The organism is Microcystis sp. M109S1, from assembly GCF_020247025.1.
Taxonomy (GTDB): Bacteria; Cyanobacteriota; Cyanobacteriia; order Cyanobacteriales; family Microcystaceae; genus Microcystis.
On record NZ_JADBRW010000100.1, the window covers coordinates 1 to 5,102 of the forward strand.

Here is a 5,102-nt window from a genome sequence, read left to right on the forward strand (position 1 = left end):
AATTTAAAAGCAGATTTGCTAAATTCGGCACTTCCTCCTTGATGTTTTTTCTTAAAGTTAGGATACTTAGTACGACCAGCAAAGAAGTTAGTAAAAGCTGTTTGTAAATGTCTTAACCCTTGTTGTAAAGGTACACAGCTAACTTCGTTTAAAAACTCTAATTCTTCTTGTTTTTTCCAATCGGTTAGCATTGAAGAAGTTTGAGCGTAGCCTACTCTTTCTTGCTTTTCATACCAAGCTTGTGTTCTGAGATGGAGAGCTTTATTGTAAACTAATCTTACACAGCCCAAGGTGCGCCGCAATAGCGACTCTTGTTCGGGTGTGGGGTAAAATCGGTAAGAATATGCTTTTTCCATGTCTCACATTTTAGCATATATTTGGTAAATGCGCTAATATTTAACAGTAAAGCCAACCTAGAACGACGGGGTTTCAGACCCAAAATTTTCGATGAACCTCCTCGTGTAACTGCCGCAACCAAACCCTTAGCTCTTTTCTAACTTTGGCATCCAAGGCCCCAAAAGGCTCATCTAATAATAATACTTCCGGTTCCACCGCTAAAGCCCGGGCCAGGGCAACCCGTTGACGTTGACTCCCGGATAGTTGGGCCGGATAGCGATCGCCTAATCCCTGCAATTGAATTAAACTTAAGAGATTATCCACTCGTTTTTGAATGTAGTTCGGGGCAGCTTTGCGAATCTTTAAACCGAAAGCGATATTCTGACGCACCGTCAGGTGTTTAAAAAGCGCATAATGCTGAAAAACAAAGCCAATACTCCTTTTTCTGACATTTAAATTGGTTGTGTCTTTGCCGTTGATGATAATTTTGCCTGTGTCGGGAGGTTCTAATCCTGCGATCGCTCTCAGGAGAGTGGTTTTTCCTGAACCAGACGGACCGAGCAGTGCCACCAGACGATTCGATTTGATCTCTAGGTTGATGTTGTCTAAAGCAGTAAAGGTGCCGAATTTTTTCGATACTCGCTCGATGATGATGCTCACGGTAGCTAATCCTCTGGCAAAAAAATGTATAGGGTTTGACCGTATTTTAACCATGATTCAATCGCAATCGTATTAAAATACACTCACATTTTACAAGATAGCAAGAAAATTAAGTTTCGATTCGGAGATTACTGGTTGTAAACAGAGACTAAAAAGATTAAACAGCGATAAAAGCTTACTATTACTGTTTTTTGCTCTTTTAAAGGCTTAATTAACTAATTTTGTCCCTTAACGATCAGAAATGCACCGGAGAAAAGAGACAACTGAGGCAAAAATGGACTATTCTTTATTGACAATATTTAGCTTTTTTATCGGAATTGTCGTGGGATTAACGGGAATTGGCGGTTCATCCTTGATTACACCCCTATTGATCTTTGTATTTCAGGTTCCCGCTACCACCGCAGTGGGTTCCGATGTGGTAGCGGCCGGGTTGATGAAAGTGGTCGGCACTGTTCGTCACTGGCAACAGCAAACGATCGAGTTAGAAGTGGTAAAATGGCTAGTAATTGGCAGTGTACCCGGTTCTCTATTAGGATTAGTCGGTTTTCGCTATTTTCAGCAGAATAGCTCCCTCAATCTCGATCAATGGTTGCCTCATATCATCGGTCTTGTCTTGATGATCGTGACTGTCCTAGCGGCCCTAGAACTACTAATCTCCTTATTTTTTCCCGATTTGTCCCCTTGGTCCTGGCCAAAATTAGATTTAACCACTCGATCGGGTCAGATAAAAACAACGGTATTAGGGGCAATTTTAGGCTATTTGGTCGGTTTAACCAGTATTTCCAGTGGTTCCTTATTTGCATTGGTCTTGATGACCTTTTTTCAGCTTGATTCTCGCAAATTAGTCGGTACAGATCTATCGCAAGCTTCCATCCTCTTAACTTGTACTTCCATCGGTCATCTGGGATTAGGAACAGTAGACTGGAATCTGGTACTTCCCATCTGGTTGGGTGGGATACCGGGGGTAGTAGTAGGAGCAAGATTATCGGAATATTTCCCAAAAAATGCCCTAAAAATACTGCTTTATACGGTTCTAGTCACGGTCAGTTGGCGATTACTCCAACCAACCTAATCCCCAGAGTTTACTCGAAAGTCATCATACTACCCATCAACAGATCGGGACTGGTGGCGACAAAATAGATAATTCCCGCACCGAGAATAACGATCGCTAAACTAAATAGTAGCACCCATCGATCGGCTGGTTCGTAGGTGTCTTCATCTATATCTCGTCTGACTGTAAAATAATGGGCTGTGGTCAAAAATACGGTCAATAAACCCACTAAAGCAAACATTAAGCCTAATTTCCAGCCATAACCTGGCCGGGGAACCAGAGGAGGATGAAAGGCCCGTAAGCGCAGAATAACCATACCAAAACCCATTAATGCGATCGCTGTTCGCATCCAAGACAGATAGGTGCGTTCATTGGCCAGATGATCGCGGACTCGATTGGGATTGACTTTTTTCGGTTCAATACTGGTCTTGCTTTCCGTCACTGGCGATTTGAGAAAAAATAACATGATCGAGATGGCTACGGTCAAGAAGATGATGTTATTGTATGGCACTTGAGTTATAGATGGTATTGAAAAAATCTAAAATCTCTTTTTAGATGTATTTGTATTGAATCAAAAATTAAATAGGGTCTGCTGAATAAATCTAAAAACATTGTTCGATAAGACTTTTAGACCTTTTTGAAATCCAAAAGTACCGGCCATTGGAGTGAGCGAGGGGAAAATTCCGGGACTTTTTCCCTGAAAATGGGTAAAACCCTACAGCCTACACCCTACACCCTACACCCTACACCCTGCCCCCACCAACAAACTTTTTGCCGCAAACCCTAAATAGATTTGGGTTGCTGCTGGAGAAGAGCCCATCCATAGCTTAAGGATAAGGCCAAGAAAGCCAAGGGAAGACTTTCCTTGATCATAAACACACCCAAACCGATCAGCACACAGGGGACAAAGTGGCTACCGTGACTGCTAATTAAATTAGCGATCGCCGGTAATTTAGTCAACTGATGAGCAGTAAAACACCAAACACCCACCAAGATCAGAAAAACGCTGACGATAGTGACTAAATTTGGCCAAGTATTACTAGCGAACAGAGGCAGATAAATGCCGATATTATCACTGCCATTGGCGATGGTAATTGCCGCCACAGCGCAGGTTTGAGGGGAAAACCAGGCCGCCAAAGGAGAAGACGGTGCTGATTCTACAGCCACCTCCAGATGATTATCCGTCTCGGTTTCTTCTCGCTGCCAGAGACTCCGAATTCCGAAAAGCACCGGCAACAGGCCGAGAAAACGAATCCACTGAGCCGGAATCAAGAAACTCCCGAAAAAGCCGGTTAAACTCGCCAAAATCAGCAGTATAAAGCCTAAATACTGACCGATAACGATATGACGACGGCGAAAAAGTTTATTGACCTGGGTAAAAAGAATCGTCAAAATCAGGATGTCATCGAGATTAGTGGCAATAAACGCCGCTATTGCTGTGGATATGGCAGTAATCATGGTAGTCATAGCATTTTTTTCTTAATCGGCTCTTCTGGTCTCGATCGCCCTACTTCTACTCTAGAAAGAGCCATTAATAAAATCAAATATTCTTTCTTGTTGATTTAATAAATTAAAATGATGGAAAGACCAATAGAGACAAAAAACCGATTGCCATGGCCAGAATGACCCTAGATCAACTAGAAATCTTTCTAGCGACTGCCGAACATCTCCACTTCACCAAAGCAGCAGAAGCTTTATATATCACCCAACCGGCCGTGAGTGCCGCCATTGCCTCCCTAGAAAGTGAATACGGGGTGAAATTATTCCATCGCGTCGGTCGTCACATCGAGATCACGGAAACAGGACGTTTATTGCAATTAGAAGCGCAACGCATTCTTACCCAGGTGGCTTTGACAGAAAGGGGATTGGCGGAATTCAACGACTTGCAACGGGGAGAACTGCAATTAGGATCGAGTTTGACTATTGGTAACTATTGGCTGCCGGCAAAAATTAGCGATTTTCAGGAGCGCTATCCGGCAATTAAGATCAATTGCACCCTAGCTAATACGGAAGAAATCTGTCTGGGTACGGCTAACGGACGTTTTGACTTAGCATTAATCGAGGGAGAAGTCAAGAGTGATTTAACACATTGTTTAGAACAGGAGATCGTCGGCAGCGATCGCCTATTAATTATTGTCGGACGTTCTCATCCTTGGTATAAAAGAGAAGCGATCGAATTACCCGAATTAGTGGAAACCCCTTGGGTAATGCGAGAATCGGGTTCGGGAACTCAACAAAGATTCGAGGAAGCGTTACAGAATTGGGGCATCGATTTACGGACATTAAAGGTGACTTTGCTGTTAAATACGGGAGAAATGGTCAAGGCAATCATCGAGAATAGTTCGGCAGCTGCCGGGATTTCCGAATTGATGGTTCAAAAGGAATTAGAATTAGGCACATTGCGATCGATTCGAGTCATCGATACTTCCGGTTTATCCCCTCGCTATCTCGAATTTATGCGCCCTTTTTTAAAAATAAAACACCGTCAGCGCTTTCAACCCCGCGTCTGTAAAGTTTTCGAGCAGATGTTGTAATCTGATAGAAGTCACCGAAAATTAACCCCTTTCCTTCTAGTCCTTATTACAGATTTTTGGAGATTTCTATTCTTTTTTTGGCGTTGCTGAATCAAGGTATGAATCTGGCAGGAATAGGAACTTCCCAAAACTTAATAATGGATTAATAAACGTATTGAATACCCTAACATTTCAATAGACTTAGAATAGCAGAGAGTTTTACGGTGAAGTCGAGCTAGGTACTGTCTCAATCTAGTATTTTCACCCTCCACTCTTGTCATATATGTCTTGCTAATAATATGGTCTTCATCAGCAATAAAGCCGGGATAAACCGACCAGCCATCTGTTACATAAAAATAACATCCCCAGGTTTTAACTAACTCCCATAAAGGACGAAATGTGGCTCTTCGTTACTCTTTATGCTAAATCAACAGACAAGATGCCAAGATAACATACTTCTAACCCAAAAATTCTGAAAGTTTCTCAAGCCATAGCCTCTCCGTTTTATTAGTTTAAGTTTATTGTTGATTCCCTCGACCACC

7 protein-coding genes and 2 pseudogenes are annotated in these 5,102 nt (G+C 42.4%); 3 read left to right on the forward strand and 6 right to left on the reverse strand.

From position 1 onward, the window contains the following. Positions 1 to 356 (reverse strand): RNA-guided endonuclease InsQ/TnpB family protein (locus IM322_RS04800; protein WP_287713123.1); only part of this gene is annotated, 356 nt, incomplete at its 3' end. A 91-nt stretch (positions 357 to 447) separates the two neighbouring features. Then, positions 448 to 996: pseudogene (locus tag IM322_RS04805) on the reverse strand (sulfate/molybdate ABC transporter ATP-binding protein); the annotation flags it as partial. Between the two features lie 274 nt (positions 997 to 1,270). On the opposite strand from IM322_RS04805, the gene IM322_RS04810 reads away from it, so the two are divergent. Next, positions 1,271 to 2,068 (forward strand): sulfite exporter TauE/SafE family protein, encoded by a 798-nt coding sequence (locus IM322_RS04810; protein WP_287673366.1) that lies wholly within the window; start codon positions 1,271 to 1,273, stop codon positions 2,066 to 2,068. A gap of 10 nt (positions 2,069 to 2,078) precedes the next feature. Here IM322_RS04810 and IM322_RS04815 read toward each other — a convergent pair whose 3' ends face one another. After that, positions 2,079 to 2,513, reverse strand: coding sequence for a YidH family protein (locus IM322_RS04815; RefSeq protein ID WP_287673371.1), 435 nt, complete (start codon positions 2,511 to 2,513; stop codon positions 2,079 to 2,081). A gap of 171 nt (positions 2,514 to 2,684) precedes the next feature. Here IM322_RS04815 and IM322_RS04820 point away from each other — a divergent pair, with 171 nt between their 5' ends. Further along, on the forward strand, positions 2,685 to 2,834 hold the full coding sequence (locus IM322_RS04820; protein WP_287673367.1) for a hypothetical protein: 150 nt from the start codon (positions 2,685 to 2,687) through the stop codon (positions 2,832 to 2,834). On the opposite strand, the gene IM322_RS04825 is transcribed toward IM322_RS04820, so the two are convergent. After that, entirely contained in the window at positions 2,831 to 3,514 is a 684-nt protein-coding gene (locus IM322_RS04825; RefSeq protein ID WP_287673368.1) for a cadmium resistance transporter, read from the reverse strand. The genes IM322_RS04820 and IM322_RS04825 overlap by 4 nt on opposite strands. 146 nt (positions 3,515 to 3,660) lie before the next feature. On the opposite strand from IM322_RS04825, the gene IM322_RS04830 reads away from it, so the two are divergent. Continuing rightward, entirely contained in the window at positions 3,661 to 4,581 is a 921-nt protein-coding gene (locus tag IM322_RS04830) for a LysR substrate-binding domain-containing protein (protein WP_287699044.1), read from the forward strand. A gap of 91 nt (positions 4,582 to 4,672) precedes the next feature. On the opposite strand, the pseudogene IM322_RS04835 reads toward IM322_RS04830, so the two are convergent. Together IM322_RS04835 and IM322_RS04840 are read right to left on the reverse strand one after the other, a co-directional pair. After that, positions 4,673 to 4,961, reverse strand: a pseudogene (locus IM322_RS04835) (IS1 family transposase); the annotation flags it as partial. A gap of 26 nt (positions 4,962 to 4,987) precedes the next feature. Beyond that, the coding region (locus IM322_RS04840; protein WP_287673372.1) for a transposase at positions 4,988 to 5,102 on the reverse strand (115 nt) is incomplete at its 5' end.

Excerpts from the sequence above, each read along its gene's own strand:
- IM322_RS04810 (WP_287673366.1), top strand. The coding sequence starts at position 1,271 with ATGGACTATTCTTTATTGACAATATTTAGCTTTTTTATCGGAATTGTC.
- IM322_RS04815 (WP_287673371.1), bottom strand. The coding sequence starts at position 2,513 with ATGTTATTTTTTCTCAAATCGCCAGTGACGGAAAGCAAGACCAGTATT.
- IM322_RS04825 (WP_287673368.1), bottom strand. The coding sequence starts at position 3,514 with ATGACTACCATGATTACTGCCATATCCACAGCAATAGCGGCGTTTATT.
- IM322_RS04830 (WP_287699044.1), top strand. The coding sequence starts at position 3,661 with ATGGCCAGAATGACCCTAGATCAACTAGAAATCTTTCTAGCGACTGCC.